This is a genomic window from Acidianus brierleyi (assembly GCF_003201835.2).
GTDB lineage: Archaea > Thermoproteota > Thermoprotei_A > Sulfolobales > Sulfolobaceae > Aramenus > Aramenus brierleyi.
This window is the reverse complement of sequence record NZ_CP029289.2, coordinates 2528821-2545069: the sequence shown is the minus strand read 5'-3', so window position 1 is coordinate 2545069 and position 16249 is coordinate 2528821. Positions and strand designations below refer to the sequence as shown.

The following is a 16249-nucleotide window of genomic DNA, read 5'->3' as shown; positions in this document are numbered from 1 at the left end:
ATAAGAATTTTCAGGAACTACTAGTGAAGCTTTTCTGTAATAACCGCACTTAACGGATTTTCCTAAATCCTAAACATTGAACTTAACCTTTTAATTGTGCCTACCAACTTCGTAGAAAAGTAAAAAGTTAACAATGTAGCGATAATTCTCATAATCAAAATAATCTCTGGAGCAGACTGAACATACTACGGTGGAGAAATTGGTTGAAATCATATTTAAACCTCCTTAGCTACTCTTTCTATGTTCCTCTTGAGTTTATCCTTAAGCCTAGGTCTATTTTCCTTACAGATTTTCTATGAGATCTAATTTTCCATTTTACAATATACGAAGTATGAAATATGTAAAGTGTTATTCAAGATAGGAGTTTTGATGGAGATATTGATAAAACTTCTTATGTAAAGATTAGAGGATTTTGCATTAAATAAAAATAATTATGTTTAAGGAGTTAATATCATTTATCCTAAAGAATTTAAAGAGACTAGAATATTCAAATTATTTCTTAATGACTTTAAATAAATCCTTAAATCTATACGAGATAATCAAAGAGTAAATAGCTAACACTATTGAGACTAAAACCATTACGCCTTTTAAACCTAAGGTTATTTCCATGTAAGGTAGTATTAAATTTCCTAAAGTGTAGAATAAACTGCCAAATGTTACGTTCAATCCTATAAAAGTAGCATAAACTTCCTTAGGTATATTAAATTGAATTGCTTGAGTCACAAATACATTATAAAATGTTAATACTACAGAAAAAAGAACAATAGGGATTATATATAATGAAGGAGAAAGGATAACTATACTGAAAAGAATAAAAGAAGGAACAAGACCCCTTAAAAACAAAACTGAGTATCTACCATTAACTCCTTTCAAATCCTTATTTAAAATAATCAGATAAATAGCATCATAAAGGATAAAAGCGACATAATAAATTATGTAATTAGTTAAAAACGAAAAAGATAAAGAGAAAGCCCCTATAAATACCGGTAATATACCACTAAAAAAATTACTGAAAAAATTATCTATAACATAAAATTGGGCACCCTTCTTACCTTTTAACAATGAGAACGACATGTTAAAGATTAGCTTAGCATTCCCAGTACCTCTAGGATAATTAATAAGGAAAATTAGAGGAGTATGAACAAAAAGCATGTATAATCCTAAAATTAACAAAGTATATTTCAACCCTACTATGAAGAGAGAAATATAAAGAAGAATAATCGACGTAAATGCCCTAATACTATGAGTTAAAACCCAAATATTTCTATAATCCTTATAAGAATTTACAACATTTCTAAATACTTTCCTATGATTAGTTCCCTTAAGCGTATACACTACGCCTAGGACGGCGTACAATAAAAAAATAAAACTCACTGAGTTTGAATAAACTAATGAAGAGACAAGAAATATTAATCCACTTAAAACTGAAAGAATAAAATCGTATAGCCTAGTATTTACAACGTAATCCGTTAAAAAACCAGAAATTATTGTAAGATGTCCTAACAAGTACGCAATACTCAGAAGAACACCAACTAAAATAATGTTCTTGCTAAATAGAAAAACATACGCAGGTAAAATGAAAGAAAGAGCTAAATACGGCTGTATGGAGTGTTGAATAAGATAAATTTTAACGTCCCTATTCTTAAAAATATTAAATCCCATTACATTTCCCCAAATTCAGCTAACCTAGGACATCCAATTTTAGAATTAATATATTTAGCCCACCTATTAATCTTTTCCTCTTCTATGATTAAGCTTCCATCTTTATCTAAATATCCGACAGCTTCATTATCCAATAAGACTGTCATAGGACATTTGAATATTTTTCCATCATTCCTAATGGTAATTGAATAAGGATATACGGCTCCACACATACCATATTTAGTAGGTATTGTTCCCATTTGATATAAAAGAGTGTTACTAAGTACATTTAGACCAAGACTAAACGCATAGTTGTATAAATCTTTTAATACGAAATTTCTTTTTTCACGGTCTATGAAATCTAATTTATCATCGTTTTTACTCCCAGATCTCTTTATAATAAAGAAACTAAAATAGTATCTTTTATCATTAGAAAGATATATAGATATAACATTTAAGAATTTTTTTATTGAATATATATTAGTTTGTGTAATATTGGATCGTATAATCATTATGAAATTTTCCTTAATATTCTTTGTTAGAATTAAATTGTTAAATACCCTATCAAAAGTCGTACCGTTATTTAATAATGGTCTTAGCTTATCATGAGTATCTTTCCATCCATCTATTGTTATCTGAAATATATTTACATTTCTTTTTATTAATTCCGTAAATTTATATAAGTCTAGTAGATATCCATTAGTAAGAATGTCTGAAGATATTTTTATATTATATGTCTTAGATAGATTAATAATATAATCCATAATATCTATAATAGTTTTAAAATCTAATAATGGCTCTCCTCCATACCAAGTTATATGTATTCTATTGAATAATTTTTTCTCTAATGTATTCTTTATGAATAATTTTATCCTAAAAATAGTGTCTTGTGAAGTTATTATATTTTCTTTTTTAAAATAGTTATTTTCAAAACGATATATACATCTAAAATTACACCAACTTGACGACATAATAGTTAAATAAAAAATTTTTTCATTATTGCTTACCATAATTGGTCACCTCTTTTTAGGATATTTAGGATACGGAATAGACCAACAGGACGATGTAGGATATCCGCAACTCATTCCTTCTGGATCTCCACCGCTTCCTCCACCACCGCCACCACCGGTAAGATAACATACCGGTGACTCTAATCCTATTGTTTCATTTATATCTTTATAATAGATTGAGACTTTAATTATCTCATCTATAGACTTTAATTTTGTTGTCATTAATTTATATGGCTATTGAACAGCTTTTTTTAACTGAAATACTGTATTAAAACCTTTTAAGAATGTTTTCGATATACTAATCAGTAAACTAATATATAATTATAATATAATTAGTAAGTATTATTTACTTTTTACTATACACTATATGATATAAGGCTATAAACGAATTTGAAATTTAAATATAGAAGCTCTAGGCATAGTTAGGAATTTAGTTAATATAAAATAAATTATATAAATTCATTATACCATTTAAGAGAATTAAGATAACAATAAGCATTACTCATAAGTACGGACTTAAAATTTGAATCCTGTTGTAACATTCGGAGCTTGTCAAGAACTAATATTGAGACCACTACTATCAAAATAGACGAAATGAATCATGTATATAGCATATAAGGACCAATAAAAAATTTCCTTATAGACCTTCTAAGGTTATAGACGGATTAAATGGAGAATATTGCTTCTCAAATTGATAGGTAATTTCACCATTCTGATTATTTATAAAAGCAGTCGCAGTACAATACGGAGTAGGAGTATCAATACCTTACGGTTATGCCACAGAATTTATTATGACTTATCCAGAGGCACAAGCTAAAGGTAATCCAACAATAACTGAACTACTTGATGGACAGTTAGTTCAAGGATTTCAGTATATATGGTAAAAATTTAAAAAAGAGATTTTTTATTTTTCTTATGAAGAAGTCTTTTGTTATCTGTCTTGTTTCTTTAGTGTTTTTTAGCTTATCTTTTTACCTTCATTCTATAGACCATTCAACTACAATAAAATTACAAAATGCAATAGAATCACCATTAGCAGTAAAAAATATCAGCGTTTTTCTATCAGGAGTTAGTACTAGACTTTATGATAGTTCAATACTACTATCAGTAAAAAACATTTACGTTTCCTTTTCATCTCCATGGTATGCTTCACTATGGCTTTATTTTCTTACATTAGGTATTATAGGACTCCTTTCCTTAGCATTCATACATAGAAAGACTATAATAAGGGCGTTAAAGAATTTTACATTATTCTTAATAGATCATTTAGACCCTGTATTGAATTAGTTCCCTTTTTAAACCCTTCTCTCCTTCTTTCTGTCGTCACCTAATGATTTGTTAGTCCTTCTCGCATATTCCTTGACGTTTTTACCGAAAGAGAATCTGCAATAAAGCAAAAGACAATGGAGGTAATGTTGTAAAAAATGATAGTACTGAAAAAATTACAGATGGTAATTATGATTTAAATGATTTTACCGATACACTACAAAATACAATCGATAATGGTTTAGATGATGAATTCGACGTAACTTTACCTGATGACGTTCAAATAACAGAAGGAAAAATCTATTAAATCCGTATTTTGTTACTGGCTTTCAACTATGCGTAGCGAGCCAATCAGGATCATCTTTATATAATGCACCATATATTGGCCAGAATTTAGTATCTGCAGACAGTTCAAATCTCAGCACAGATTACGGATCTGAAGTTGGCGCTTCTACACCGCCTAGTGGTATGGCATGGGGTGCAATAGAGTGTTCAATATCTAGCCCTACTAGTTCTACATACTATTATAATGTGCAGACTTGGTTATTAGGTACATTGAAAGGTATAGATACAAAAACTCAGGAATTACCTACTGCTCCCTTACCGTATGCAAATGAATTTGTAAATATTGTTACATCGCCACAACAGCTAATCGCAATAGGTTCTGCTACTTTCTAATGAAAAATCTTATAAGCCAATTTTTTCTTTTTTATTTTAATGGATAAGACAAAACTGTTTTAACAATATCTTCCATAATACTTCTAGGGTTAGCGGTTTATCTTCACTCAATAGACCATCCTACTTTTTTGACAGAGCATGTTCCATACTGGATGCCGCTTGCACACCCATCTCGCATGATACCTCCGCCATGGTATGCTAACTTATGGATTGAAGTCTTAACTACCAGTTTTGTAATTTTATTCATTAGTTGGCACATGGAGTTTTATCATAGTTTTAGAATATTATACAAGAGTTTTAGAGTATTGTACAAGAAATGGTATAATTACGAGTTTGGCGAGCAGAAAAGCCCATTCGAAATTCATAGACCGGAAGAATAAAATCGAAAACGAAGTAATTTTTAGACTATTTTCTTGAAAAATCTTATAAGCCAATTTTTTCTTTTTTATTTTAATGGATAAGACAAAACTGTTTTAACAATATCTTCCATAATACTTCTAGGGTTAGCGGTTTATCTTCACTCAATAGACCATCCTACAATAGAGATTAAGTCATTTCCCACCGAGATAATTGGAATGCCTGACGTTTTTCGTGTTTACGTTCCACCGCCATGGTATGCTACACTATGGCCCTATTTTCTTACAATAGGAATTATTATGTTGCTCTCATCACTAATAGATGATAAAAAAATTATGAAAATGATTAATGTAATAAAGGAGTTTATATGGTTCTTAATAGACCATCTAGGCCCATTCTTGGATTAGGCTCTTAGATAGCCGTATATCGAAAAACCCTTATATAGTCTTTTTTATCTGAACAAGGGGCGTTCAGTAATAAATATTTCGGTTGAACTTCAAGCATAATGTCAACTAAGATTGCCACGTGTACCTTTCAATCCACGTGGCGATTTATGGTCACTTAGGCTCATAAGGCTTATTATTATACCAAACACTCCAAATTATTCTAGCCAATTTCCTGGCTAAAGCAGTGTACAACTTCTTTCCCTTCAACTTTTCCTTATGGTTCTCGTAAAATTCTAGTAATGTAGGATTACGAGAGTAATTCATCTCAGCGAGGAAGTAGAACAAGCTGCGCAAGTACTTATTACCCTTCTTCGATATTCCCTTACTTACAGTAGCTTTACCGCTCCTCTCAACTATTGGGTCTAAACCGCAGTAGGCTACGAAGGACTCAGGGTTAGGAAAGCGTTTAATGTCTCCAACAATGCCTATTATTATTCCCGAAGAAAGTTTCCCTATTCCCGGTATAGTTAATAGAACGTGATTTTCAGACTGTAATTGTATCATTTTCTCTACTTCTTTTATTTTCTCGCTTGTTTCCAGTAGTGCTTTAGATAATACTTCGATTTCTTCAAGTACGATCTTTGTGTACTCTAAGTTGTATAATTGTATTTTGAAGTTTCCTTTAGAGAATTCTTCAAGCATTTCCTTGCTTATTTTTTCCTCGTCACTGACTAGGAATAGTGCTCTTTTTACCCTGTTCTTGTACTTTACTTCAAGGTCTTTTAGGAAGATATATAGTGTTACTAGTTCTTTCAATGGGTTGTAGTTGTACTCCTTTGCCTTGTTTGCCATGTTTATTAGTTTTTGTAGTAAAAATCTGTTTTCTTTCCTCTCAAGTCCTTCTCCTTCCATAGTATATTTGGGCTTACTTGTAGTATCTTGATCCCTTTTTCCTTGAAGTATTGACATGGTTTTATTGAGTATGCTCCTGTCGGTTCGACCACTATTGTGTTTAGTTTCACTTTTAGTATTTCTTCATAACCCTTCTTGTTGTTCTCGTAGACCCTCCCCTCACTCGTTACTAGATGATCTTTTGATATGTCTATTCCTAGGATCCCTACCTCTTTATCACACCTATATCCGTGCATATTATCACAATGTTCAGTCCGATGGTAGGGGTTTGTCACGCCCCCGTTCGAAGACTTTGCTTCAGTCAAAGGGTCGACCATGTTTCCCAGTTGGAGAGTATTACTCTCCCCAACTAATTAATCTATATAGGTTCAAAGGGGGCGGAAGACTCCATAAGGGTGGAGATGGATTGCCCCCTTTGTGGTTACATTTAAATACGTATTTTTCAAATATTCTATTAATGGCAGTCACTGACGGAGTAAGCGTCACTGAGACGCCTTGGTTAAAGTGAGGGTCTATGTGGTACGCCTCTGCTCCATTCAACAGTCCCATATTGGGATACTGTGGGTTCACATTAGTGCTCGGGGTCGGAACGACCCTTAGTGCCTGTGGAGCTGAGACCTCTACCTTTGGGCAAGCCTCGGCTTTGAAGCAGGAAGCCACGTCCGTTACGGTAGACCCAAAATCACCTCCTTAAAAATAAATCTATAGTGTAAATAAGTGTTTCAATTACATTAAATGTAAAATTCTCTGGATTGAATAAATCAGGAAATAAAAGAATTAATAATAATCTAAATTCCTCCCTCCCCACCTCCCCCTTGAATATGGTATATAAGGAGTAGAGTACAAGGGCCAGCACGAAGATCAACGTGCGGAAAACAAACTTAGTAGAACTAGTAAATGGAAGAAAAGCCTTAATGTTCCTATAAGAGGTCTCTATGGGACCTCTTACCTTATTGTACAAATCCAACACTTCCCTCTTGGGCAGATCTAGATTAGTAGCCCTAGCAAAATAAACAAGACTCTTCTTCTTTCTCCTCACTTTTTCCTTGCCATACACGAGAAGCCTGAACTTGACCTGCTCATCCCTCCTACTTACTATTAGTCTTGTAATCCCCGTCAAACTCCTCAAACACCTTCACGTCCCCAGTTGGGACAGCAATTATATACTTAAACTGTGAAATGAAATTGAGCACATCAACTGTGTAGAAACCAGCGTCAAGAGTTATCAACCTTATCTTGAATCCCATTGCCATTACTTGCTCCACGAGGATCTTCACTATCTCGTCCTTAGTCATACCGTTCACTTGCGGAATAAAGGCAAGTAAAAGTACTTTCCCCTTATACTTGGTTGTTGCAGTTGCGTAGTTCCACGAGTTTCCTTTTTCAGAGCTCCCGAGCCCTTTCACTGGTTTCCCATACCACGTCTTGGTTGTCCAGTCTATTGAAAGATCTATCTCCTTTACCCCCTTCAGTACTTCTAAGGATATTTTCCTAGCTCTTTCCAATAGCTTTTCAATCACTTCCATCCCTTGTTTCTCTACGTAATTCCTCACGGTCTGTGGGGATACGTCATACGCTCTGGACTTGTTCTCTACAGAGTCGTTCCACAAACACGCGGAGATGAGAGTTTTTGCTACCTCATCTACCTTTTCCCCTTGGAAGTTCAACATGGAAAGTAATTTATATCCTATTTGTTGAATGTTATTTTGGTGAGGGAGACCGGGCGTTATCATCTTCCTATTTCACGTGGTAATACTCCATCTCCCTCACCTTAAACCCTTTCTTCAATTCTTTACACTCTTATAAATTTCTTTATCTTTTATAAATTCGATATTATCCTATCAGAAATATTTTTTCTAATATGATTTTGGGTCTACCGGTTAGGGCGCGGTAGTTCACAAGATATTCTGGAACCTCAAAGACTGTAACGTAAAAAATACCGTGATAAAAATAAGAATAAGGTATTATTAATGCACAAGAATTGTTAATGTTTACTGTTGTAGGATTAAAAGACGAAGAAATCTTTTCTGCCTCAATCTGATTATAATACGAAACATTAACCGTAGAGGAATATGCTGATGAAAAAGCAAAGGCTATAAGACCTAAAGCTATCGTTGCCACGACAAGAATCATGGCCGTTACTACTTGATCCATAATCAATCTTATATAGAAATAACATATAATATTTTTTATTCCTATTTTTAGATATTTAGAAATATTAATAAGATTTAAATATTTTAAAATTATATATTTAAATAAAAAATAAGATTTAAAATAAGGATAACGTAAATCCTTTGATAATTTATAATTATCATTATATACTTTTTTAGGGAGAAGAATCATTTTATTTCTTGAAAGTAAATTTCCAAGATGGAACAGAAAGAAAAAATGAAAAGAGAGAAAAAGTTGGTGAGAAAAAATTACTTTATGATGATCATTTTCAATAAAAATTATAGACAATCGTCTATACAGTTCTTATGAGAAAGATGAGAGAAAAAAGAGAAAAAATGAAAAATAAGGGAATACCATAAAAAGATGATAGAAAAAGGGAAACAAAAGAGAAAAAATGTTCATTATTACCCTTATTTTCCTACTTAAACTCTTGAAAAGATAAGAACATGACGAGAAGAATTAAACATTAATCTATCATGTTGAAAAAAGTAGGATTACAATTTTGTAATACTATCATTACTAGGTAGGAGGTGAACATGAAGATTAAAAACGTAAAAGTTCGAGCTACAATGCGTACAAGACGAAATCAGACGTGTAGATTGAACGTTTAAAAGGCTGTCTATTCATTCAATTTCACGAGCAGACCATGCGAACAGAACTACGTCAGATCATTACAACGAATTAGTTCGCATGAAGAAGAAAGGAGATAAAAGAAAAGTTTATAAGTTTATTGTTCAGAATATATAAATCAGAATATAAATCCATCAGTTTCATCCAAGAAGGAATTGAAAGCTAGCAATATACTTTATTGTATTATTATCGATAAAAATGGTTTCATCCAAGAAGGAATTGAAAGATATATAATGTTGAATTTGGTTCATATTTTATTACTAATGTTCGTTTCATCCAAGAAGGAATTGAAAGTCTATTTGCTTTATCTTTATCGATGTCCACTAACCCTTTTGTTTCATCCAAGAAGGAATTGAAAGGTCACGAAAATATTGCTATAGACAACTGTCGATATTGCAGAGTTTCATCCAAGAAGGAATTGAAAGTTTGGATTGCAATGAGTGGAGCTTTTCCGCCCTTACGTTCTAAGTTTCATCCAAGAATGAATTGAAAGAATTTGTAGACGTTTGGCAGATTATTAGCCGAAAAACCGCGTTTCATCCAAGAAGGAATTGAAAGTGTATATTCCAATTCATTTTGCAAAATTTCTAACGCAACAGTGTTTCATCCAAGAAGGAATTGAAAGATTGTATGATTATTATGTAGACCTTTGCAGTATACTTTATCAAGTTTCATCCAAGAAGGAATTGAAAGAAAAATTTTTAATTCTATTTTCGCAAATACAAACTTTGAAAGGTTTCATCCAAGAAGGAATTGAAAGATAAAAAAACGAAAAAAATAAAAATACAAAGAATTCTATTGTTTCATCCAAGAAGGAATTGAAAGTTTTTCTTCTATTTTTACGCATATACTTAATTACATTTTTTGTGTTTCATCCAAGAAGGAATTGAAAGTTTTACGTTACGTTAAAGTAAAAGTAGTAATATAATGACTAAAGTTTCATCCAAGAAGGAATTGAAAGTGTTCCTGAAGTCTTAGTAGTTGGTGCCTCGTTACTAGTTTCATCCAAGAAGGAATTGAAAGACAAAAAGGTCTAATTTCTATAAGAACCGAAATCAATCCAGATAGGTTTCATCCAAGAAGGAATTGAAAGTATTCTTTCATTGTTTTCATTATCATTTTCGGTTCTATTTTTGGGTTTCATCCAAGAAGGAATTGAAAGTTTACCGTCTCGTTATTCTCTAGATTTGCTGTTCGGCTGTGTTTCATCCAAGAAGGAATTGAAAGCTGTTCATTTGAAGTGTATTACTTTTATTATTATTTAGTTGAGGTTTCATCCAAGAAGGAATTGAAAGTCTCTTTATCAAATTTCTCACTCTCGTAATTTTATTTCATGTTTCATCCAAGAAGGAATTGAAAGCTCTATAGCGGGCAGGTTTCCAAACGATCGTCGATTTTTTGTTTCATCCAAGAAGGAATTGAAAGTTACTCATCATCGTTGTCACCTAATTGCTTCAAGTCGTTGTTGTGTTTCATCCAAGAAGGAATTGAAAGCCGTTTGTTATAGCTGGATCTGTTTTGTCGTTCGTATCCTTGTTTCATCCAAGAAGGAATTGAAAGTTTTATGCTTAATTTTTCTCACAACTGTAAAATTATTTCTTGTTTCATCCAAGAAGGAATTGAAAGTTTGTAACTGCACACCAGTCGTTGCATTGTGACACTAAATAGGTTTCATCCAAGAAGGAATTGAAAGATTTATTATTCTTTAGCTAATTTTATCTTTAATTTTTCTGTTTCATCCAAGAAGGAATTGAAAGCGAAAACTTTTTGCTGGATATGATTTTATGGAAGCAGAAGAGTTTCATCCAAGAAGGAATTGAAAGTCTTTTTTAGGAGGTTGTAAAAAAACCTCCATCCCTTTTTGTGTTTCATCCAAGAAGGAATTGAAAGATCATTACAACGTCAATATATAGTGCGTTTATAGTCCTCCTGTTTCATCCAAGAAGGAATTGAAAGAAATAATTGTCGTTGAGGTGGCTCACAAATGAAGGTAGCAAGTTTCATCCAAGAAGGAATTGAAAGGCCACCGGTTTCCCGGTTTCCGCACTGTAAGTCCTTACTGTTTCATCCAAGAAGGAATTGAAAGATAGACCCCAGAGGCACACCCAAAACTTTCGAGCTCAGTAGGTTTCATCCAAGAAGGAATTGAAAGATATCATGCAGACTTGGGTACACTATTACTAGTATGTCATTATGTTTCATCCAAGAAGGAATTGAAAGCTAAATGATCTTGCCCCAACCCAATTTGCAATTTCTTTAAGGTTTCATCCAAGAAGGAATTGAAAGGCAGTTATATATTGCCCAACGGTTACGGTAGTTAATGAATTTATGTTTCATCCAAGAAGGAATTGAAAGAATTTTTTCCAGCTCCGCCACCCATTGGCATTCTTTGGGAAGTTTCATCCAAGAAGGAATTGAAAGATATATTCAAACACTATGTCCCTAAGTAATTCACTTAGGGACGTTTCATCCAAGAAGGAATTGAAAGTTAAAAAGTCAAAATTCTTATGTGACAAATCGATATGTTTCATCCAAGAAGGAATTGAAAGCCGCTTTGTTAAACTCAACCATATTTCCCCCCTTGATTTTAGTTTCATCCAAGAAGGAATTGAAAGAAAATTTGATTTAATTGTTGATCTAAATTTGACTTATTTTGAGTTTCATCCAAGAAGGAATTGAAAGTGATTTTATTAACGCGTCTGGTAATGAACCGTATTGTAGTTTCATCCAAGAAGGAATTGAAAGGTTTTTCTATAGACCCCAGAGGAACAGCCGAATGATATAAGGTTTCATCCAAGAAGGAATTGAAAGTCAATACTCATCATTTTTGTGCCTTCCCTTGCCATCACTTGTTTCATCCAAGAAGGAATTGAAAGTGTTTATCATGTTACATTAAGACCTAACTAATATTTAAATGGTTTCATCCAAGAAGGAATTGAAAGAATCAGTACAAAAAATCTATTGGAATTAAAAGAAATAAACAGGTTTCATCCAAGAAGGAATTGAAAGTGTTAAATATGAGAGGTGAATGAGACATGTCGGAGGAGAAGAAGTTTCATCCAAGAAGGAATTGAAAGTTATCTTATCAAAATCATTAAGTTTTAAGACAATAACCTCAGGTTTCATCCAAGAAGGAATTGAAAGATTTCTAATTTAGCGCTTGCAAACGGTTCATATTCATCATGTGTTTCATCCAAGAAGGAATTGAAAGAAGTCTTTTTCAAACCCGTCGTCATACGATACGTATAGTATGTTTCATCCAAGAAGGAATTGAAAGTATCATACTCGGGCTGAACCCGTTTGTCACATACTTATTCATTGTTTCATCCAAGAAGGAATTGAAAGTATTTTTCCATTAGCTTCCTTATGGCGTCTCTCTTAAACTCATAAGTTTCATCCAAGAAGGAATTGAAAGGAATTTTGACTTAACATGCTTGGGCTAAACCCATTTACAATGTTTCATCCAAGAAGGAATTGAAAGTTTATGATATCCTTTACGCTCTTTCTTTGAATTAGACCTTTTGTTTCATCCAAGAAGGAATTGAAAGTTGAATTAGCTGGATACCTTGCTGCAGGTGTTGAATAAGTTTTATCCAAGAAGGAATTGAAAGTTGTAGGGGATATAGTAATATCCCCCCTGGAAGTCCTCAAGTTTTATCCAAAAAGGAATTGAAAGGTTTCGTTTCCCATTTTTTTCACCATTTGATAATACCATACGTTTCATCCAAAAAGGAATTGAAAGAGTAAGCTAAATATATTCCGCCGTTATCAGTTTGAATATTTGTTTCATCCAAAAAGGAATTGAAAGTCTTCGGTAACTATAGGCAATATTTCTGCATACCAACGCAGTTTCATCCAAAAAGGAATTGAAAGTAGGGCATAACGCCCTCCAACTCTACGCCTAAACTACGTTTCATCCAAAAAGGAATTGAAAGTCCTCGTACCCGGGAGAGCCCAGCAAGGGCTCTTCGCCGGGGTTTCATCCAAAAAGGAATTGAAAGAAATCTTTAAATGCTTTATGAGAAATTACGAAAAAGTGGAGTTTCATCCAAAAAGGAATTGAAAGATATATCCGATAGAATATTACAACACTTTAAAGTAACTTTGACCTAAAGATATTCCGCCGTCTCCTGGTGGAACTTTACTGAGCGTTAACACTTCCGCTTTTGCGTTGTCTAATATACCTTTTAATATATATTCGTTTACTGAAGCTCCTCCGGAAACTAAGATTCTTTCCGGATTCAGTCTCTCGGCAGCATTAACTAATGCTTCTCCTAGCTTATATTGTAGGGTTGTAGCAATATCCTCTTTCCTTAAATTATTGTTTAAAAACCATTTGAACGCTTCTATTGTGTCTATTTCTTCTCCTTTTATAGGGAAATCGAAATCTAATATTCTTCCTTTCATCGCCTCAAGTTTTATTGCAGGTTCTCCTTCATATGTTCTTTCATGGCAAACATCTAAAAATGCCGAAACTGCGTCAAGAAATCTTCCAACACTTGAGGTATACAATGACGATTTTTTTGATTGCATTTCTAGGATTTTTATTTCTTTTTCAGATAGTTTTACATGTTTTTTTATTTCTTCCCACGAAAGGAAATTAGATAGGAATAAAGCTAACATTCTATCGGGCTTCTTTGCGTTTATGTCTCCTCCTGCGTAATTAACATACCTTAAGTGATATTCTCTTGAATATTTACTTCCTTCAAATTTTATTATCTCACCTCCCCAACCGTTTCCATCGTCTCCATAACCTATTCCGTCTATAGCTATTATTACTCCCTCATCTACTCCTTTTTCTGCAGCTACGCTTAACCCATGAGCAAAATGGTGCTGAACTTGATAAAATTCAGCCGAAAATTCTTCTGAAAATTTTTTAGCTAGTCTGAGGCTTTGATAAGCTGGATTTTTATCTGCTATTACATATTTAGGTTTTATTGAATAGGTATTTAAAAGGAACCTTATACTGTTTTCCATTTCTTCTAAGTTTTCCAGTTTGTCAGTATCTCCAACATAAGGTGTGAGTATAACCTTATCGTCAAAAGCTATTGCTCCAGTGTTTTGAAGTTCTGCTCCTAAAGCTATTGTTGGCTCCACCTTCTTCTTTATTCTTATCCATGTAGGTGCAAATCCTCTACTTCTTCGTAACATAATTATCCTTCGTGATGAGATCCTCATTACGCTATCGTCAACTCTGTGAACAATTTTCCTATTATGGTAAAGTACGTAATCCACAACGTCTTTCAATTTATCTTTAACACATTCTTCGTCAATGCACATAGGTAAGCCGTGAATATTTCCGCTTGTCATCACTGAAATTTTATTCTTCAGAGAGTTGAGGAGGAGATAATGTAGAGGAGTATAATAAAGGAAAAATCCATCTCTGTCCAATCCTGGGGAAATGTATTTTGAAATTGATTCTCTTTTTTTGAGTAGTAATATTGGTCTTTCCGGCGAACGTAGAATTTCTTCTTCTATTTCCGACACTTCTGCGTATTTCTTTATGACATCAGTAGAGATTGCCATGAGGGCAAAAGGTTGTTGTGGTCTCTTTTTTCTTTCTCTTAGTCTTATAATTACATCATCGTTAAACGGATCTATAGCTATGTGGAATCCTCCAATGCCTTTAATTGCTACTATTTTTCCTTCTTCTATGAGCTTTGCAGTAAGGGCTATAGGATCTCCTTCTATTCTTTCTCCTTTAATATCTTCGAGAAATAATTTAGGTCCACAAATTGGACAGCTTATTCCTTGAGCGTCAAATCTTCTTTCGTTTTCCGGATCTTCATATTCTTTCTGACAAGAAGAACACATAGGAAAATCTTTCATGGAAGTGTTTTCTCTATCGTAGGGTAACTTATATATTATTGAAAACTTTGGTCCGCAGTATGCGCAACTATTAAATGGATACATGTAATGTCTGTCTTTTTCGTTTAAAACTTCCTTCATGCATTCGTCACATACTGATAAGTCCGGAGGTATTTCTCCAACTTCCTTAATTGTGCTCCCGCTCTTTAAAATCTGGAATTCCTTAAAATTCTCTATTTCACTATCTTCTACTATAATTTTTTCTATTTTTGCAGGAGAAGGTAATTTTAAGAAAAATAATGACATGAATTCTGCTATATTTTCTTCTTTTCCTACAATCTTGACTTCTACTTCGCTTCCTCCTAAATTCCTTACGTATCCTCTTACTCCTGATTTAACAGCTATTCTATAAATAAATGGCCTGAATCCTACACCTTGAACTATACCAGAAAAAATTATCTTGTAAGCTTTCATAAGTGATATAAAAAATCCATATATTAAATTTTGTTCGTTGAATATTGTCTGTAAAGAGCCAAAAATCTTGTAAGTTTGCACTATAAGACTTTATTATGATCAGGGGTTCAAAGGGAGCGGAAGACTCCGTGGAGATAGATAGCCCCCTTTGTAAGGCTTAATACTTCTTTTTTCGAATATTCTCTTAATGGCAGTCACTGACGGAGTAAGCGTCACCGCCTTGGTTACGGTAGACCCAAAATCTAATTAGTAAAAATAATTTTTATTTGTTATTAGTGGTTCGTAAAGATTTAATGTAATTAGTTAGATAATTATATGATAATTTTTATAAATTTCCAAGTACCATATTAGATTTTTTATATTTCTACAAAGACAATGAGGATCGTTCCGACTCCGAGCAGTGAGCCTACAGTATCCCCTTATGAGACTGGGTTGATACCATAATTCCGTTAATTTTAGTTAGTTTTTCATTGTATTCATTTCCTGAGTTATATAATCCTATTCCTACATTTCTCTTAAAATAACCATTGATAATCCTAATAAGATAATAAATGATAGACTGATTGGTAACATATATCCTAATTAAAAATGAATTCTCCTAGAACTATTGAGTCCCATAAACCTAAAATTAAAGAATCTGGATGATTCATTTTTTTTTAAAAAAAGTAGCTATTCCTAAAATTAGTGCATGATTTCTGTAAAAATCTTTGGGATATTACAGTTCTTATAAATAGGAATAAAGTGGAGTTAAAAGAAATAATAGTTCTAGGGATTTCTTAAGTTTTTAATGTTGAAGTAGATTATGGAATGTTTTACTGATTTGGGGAATAAGAAAGGAATTAGAATTCATAGTATAACTATAGCTTCCATAAAAATAGTTATTATAGTTAAAAAATGAGCATAATTTAGATTTAT

The 16249-nt window shown here is 32.9% G+C and carries 9 protein-coding genes, 2 pseudogenes and 1 CRISPR repeat array; of the genes and pseudogenes, 4 read left to right on the top strand and 7 right to left on the bottom strand.

The window, feature by feature from the left end; all coding sequences use genetic code 11:
• Positions 1 to 492: 492 nt before the first annotated feature.
• Genes DFR85_RS29630 through DFR85_RS29620 form a run of 3 tightly spaced genes read right to left on the bottom strand, consistent with a single transcriptional unit; the run spans position 493 to position 2873 of the window.
• Complete coding sequence (locus tag DFR85_RS29630; protein ID WP_110271384.1) at positions 493 to 1662, bottom strand: hypothetical protein; 1170 nt, start codon at positions 1660 to 1662, stop codon at positions 493 to 495.
• A complete protein-coding gene (locus tag DFR85_RS29625) occupies positions 1662 to 2651 on the bottom strand; it encodes a radical SAM protein (protein ID WP_168367216.1) in 990 nt (329 codons plus the stop codon). Before DFR85_RS29625 ends, DFR85_RS29630 begins: the two co-directional genes overlap by 1 nt.
• 6 nt (positions 2652 to 2657) lie before the next feature.
• Positions 2658 to 2873: a hypothetical protein gene (locus DFR85_RS29620; protein WP_110271383.1), complete on the bottom strand. Its 216-nt coding sequence runs from the start codon at positions 2871 to 2873 to the stop codon at positions 2658 to 2660.
• Positions 2874 to 3566: 693 nt separating this feature from the next.
• Here DFR85_RS29620 and DFR85_RS29615 point away from each other — a divergent pair.
• From DFR85_RS29615 to DFR85_RS29600, 4 genes are all read left to right on the top strand, one after another.
• Positions 3567 to 3938: a hypothetical protein gene (locus DFR85_RS29615; RefSeq protein WP_110271382.1), complete on the top strand. Its 372-nt coding sequence runs from the start codon at positions 3567 to 3569 to the stop codon at positions 3936 to 3938.
• Between the two features lie 447 nt (positions 3939 to 4385).
• A complete protein-coding gene (locus DFR85_RS29610) occupies positions 4386 to 4595 on the top strand; it encodes a hypothetical protein (protein ID WP_110271381.1) in 210 nt (69 codons plus the stop codon).
• A gap of 128 nt (positions 4596 to 4723) precedes the next feature.
• Positions 4724 to 4975 carry a hypothetical protein gene (locus tag DFR85_RS29605; RefSeq protein WP_162582861.1) on the top strand — a complete coding sequence of 84 codons (252 nt, stop codon included), beginning with the start codon at positions 4724 to 4726 and terminating at the stop codon, positions 4973 to 4975.
• Between the two features lie 195 nt (positions 4976 to 5170).
• Positions 5171 to 5359: a hypothetical protein gene (locus DFR85_RS29600; protein WP_110271380.1), complete on the top strand. Its 189-nt coding sequence runs from the start codon at positions 5171 to 5173 to the stop codon at positions 5357 to 5359.
• Between the two features lie 150 nt (positions 5360 to 5509).
• Here the strand turns inward: DFR85_RS29600 and DFR85_RS29595 are convergent.
• From DFR85_RS29595 to hypF, 4 genes and pseudogenes are all read right to left on the bottom strand, one after another.
• Positions 5510 to 6567: pseudogene (locus DFR85_RS29595) on the bottom strand (IS110 family RNA-guided transposase).
• A gap of 365 nt (positions 6568 to 6932) precedes the next feature.
• A pseudogene (locus tag DFR85_RS29590) lies at positions 6933 to 7983 on the bottom strand (ISH3 family transposase).
• Positions 7984 to 8083: 100 nt separating this feature from the next.
• Positions 8084 to 8404, bottom strand: coding sequence for a hypothetical protein (locus DFR85_RS29585; protein WP_162582859.1), 321 nt, complete (start codon positions 8402 to 8404; stop codon positions 8084 to 8086).
• Between the two features lie 785 nt (positions 8405 to 9189).
• Positions 9190 to 13118: direct repeats of the CRISPR family, unit length 25 nt; unit sequence GTTTCATCCAAAAAGGAATTGAAAG.
• Positions 13119 to 13135: 17 nt separating this feature from the next.
• The gene (gene hypF / locus DFR85_RS29580; protein WP_110271920.1) at positions 13136 to 15334 is read right to left on the bottom strand and encodes a carbamoyltransferase HypF; all 2199 of its coding nucleotides are present in this window, start codon (positions 15332 to 15334) and stop codon (positions 13136 to 13138) included.
• Positions 15335 to 16249 lie beyond the last annotated feature (915 nt).

Excerpts from the sequence above, each read along its gene's own strand:
- DFR85_RS29625 (WP_168367216.1), bottom strand. The coding sequence starts at position 2,651 with ATGGTAAGCAATAATGAAAAAATTTTTTATTTAACTATTATGTCGTCA.
- DFR85_RS29630 (WP_110271384.1), bottom strand. The coding sequence starts at position 1,662 with ATGGGATTTAATATTTTTAAGAATAGGGACGTTAAAATTTATCTTATT.
- DFR85_RS29585 (WP_162582859.1), bottom strand. The coding sequence starts at position 8,404 with ATGGATCAAGTAGTAACGGCCATGATTCTTGTCGTGGCAACGATAGCT.
- DFR85_RS29610 (WP_110271381.1), top strand. The coding sequence starts at position 4,386 with ATGGCATGGGGTGCAATAGAGTGTTCAATATCTAGCCCTACTAGTTCT.
- DFR85_RS29600 (WP_110271380.1), top strand. The coding sequence starts at position 5,171 with ATGCCTGACGTTTTTCGTGTTTACGTTCCACCGCCATGGTATGCTACA.
- hypF (WP_110271920.1), bottom strand. The coding sequence starts at position 15,334 with ATGAAAGCTTACAAGATAATTTTTTCTGGTATAGTTCAAGGTGTAGGA.
- DFR85_RS29620 (WP_110271383.1), bottom strand. The coding sequence starts at position 2,873 with ATGACAACAAAATTAAAGTCTATAGATGAGATAATTAAAGTCTCAATC.
- DFR85_RS29615 (WP_110271382.1), top strand. The coding sequence starts at position 3,567 with ATGAAGAAGTCTTTTGTTATCTGTCTTGTTTCTTTAGTGTTTTTTAGC.